The sequence below is a fragment of the Amedibacillus sp. YH-ame10 genome, assembly GCF_053848885.1.
Genome location: NZ_JBSPFA010000066.1, coordinates 1 through 1,539 on the forward strand (window position 1 = coordinate 1; position 1,539 = coordinate 1,539).

1 protein-coding gene is annotated in these 1,539 nt (G+C 29.8%); it reads left to right on the forward strand.

Annotation, left to right across the window (positions count from 1 at the left end; genetic code table 11):
• The first annotated feature begins 181 nt into the window (after window positions 1-181).
• On the forward strand, window positions 182-1,402 hold the full coding sequence (locus ACWG42_RS14905; RefSeq protein WP_455793354.1) for a hypothetical protein: 1,221 nt from the start codon (window positions 182-184) through the stop codon (window positions 1,400-1,402).
• Window positions 1,403-1,539: the final 137 nt, after the last annotated feature.

The following is a 1,539-nucleotide window of genomic DNA, read 5'->3' on the forward strand; positions in this document are numbered from 1 at the left end:
AAGCAAGTTCTTTTTTAGCGAAAACAGAAGAGTCTTTAATCAAAAAAATCACCTATAGATAGTATACTATATCTACAGGCGAAATTTAATCTTTCGGAATGTCCTTCAGGACATCTTTTTTATGTTTTGCTGTAATATATTGAATAATTTGTTATAATAATTCCATAACAAGGTGATAAAGATGGAAAAAATCATAGTAAGTGAAAATAAAATTGTATTTATAGTAGGAATCATTACGAGTACTTTTTTCTCTATTATTCTAGGTATTAGTGTTCTATCCTCCTTGATTGTAGGAGACATTAGTAGTGCATTGTTTTGTATTGTTGTCTTCGGTTTCTTTCTGATGTTAGGTATTTATTTGTTAATGTTATATCATTATCATAAACTAAGAATAAGTGAAGAAGAGTGTGAGTATATAAACTGGTTGGGGCGAAAAAGAATTTTTCATTGTAAGGACATTAGATGTTGTGAAGTAATACTTTCTAAGTTTTTGATTTCAAGTGTTTCTTATAGACTCTGTGATAGTGATAAGAATAGTTTAGCTGATTTTAAAAGCAATATGAAAAATGCCTCACAAGCAATTGCGTACTTCAATGAAAAAAATATAGCTATTAAATCTTGTGAAGCGAATGTATTTGTTAGAAATTCTATAATTCATTCAGATGAAAATATAAAAGAACAGGAGATAAAAGAACTTGGGAAACAAATGAGCAAGACAAAGGTTAAAAAGATGAAAAAAACCATACGTATTTTATCCTACGTGCATACGTTTCTTTTACTTATTGTCTTTGTTGCTCTACCGATTCGATGGGTATTTCTAATCTTTGCAATTTCTCCTATGTTATATTACTTTTTATATCTTTGGATATATCCAAGAATGGTATGTGAAATTCGAAAAGAGGAGAAAACAAGCTGGAAGAATTCTCATATAAAAGTTCCGTTTTTACCCATTCTTTCATCTATTATCATCTTACTTATAAATGCAGATACGATGAATTTAAGGAACGAAGGTTATTTTTTTGTGTTGGTTTTTATATTCGCTATTATTCTATTTATTCCATTTGTAGGGATTTCGAAACGTCGTGATGAAAAGATACGTAAAGGGAAGTGGATTTTAGTATTTCTTGCTTTAGTGGCATATAGCTTTTCATCTATGTTTGCGTGGAATTGGATTTCTAGGGTAAAAGCACCAGTACATGAATCTGCCTTTGTTGTGGATAAGAAAAGTCATCGTTCGCGTAATAGAAGAGACTATACTATTGAAATACGTCGTTATAATGGAGAGACAACATGGTTGACGATATCACGGAGTATGTATGAAACTATATCGAATAAAAGTAGTGTTGAATTGTGTAAACGAGTGAGCATATTTGGCGTAGAATATTGGTATGTGCATTTTTAAATTTTGTGAAATATACGTAAATTATCAGAATAAATGCAGTAAGAAGTAAAAATAGTAAAAAAAGGGAGTTATTGCAGTTTAAGTTAAGTGAAAACGGCAATAACCCTTTTAATATATTGTGAAAGTCATAAAAAAAT

Bases quoted from the DNA above. Each gene is read 5' to 3' on its own strand.
- ACWG42_RS14905 (WP_455793354.1), top strand. From the start codon at position 182: ATGGAAAAAATCATAGTAAGTGAAAATAAAATTGTATTTATAGTAGGA.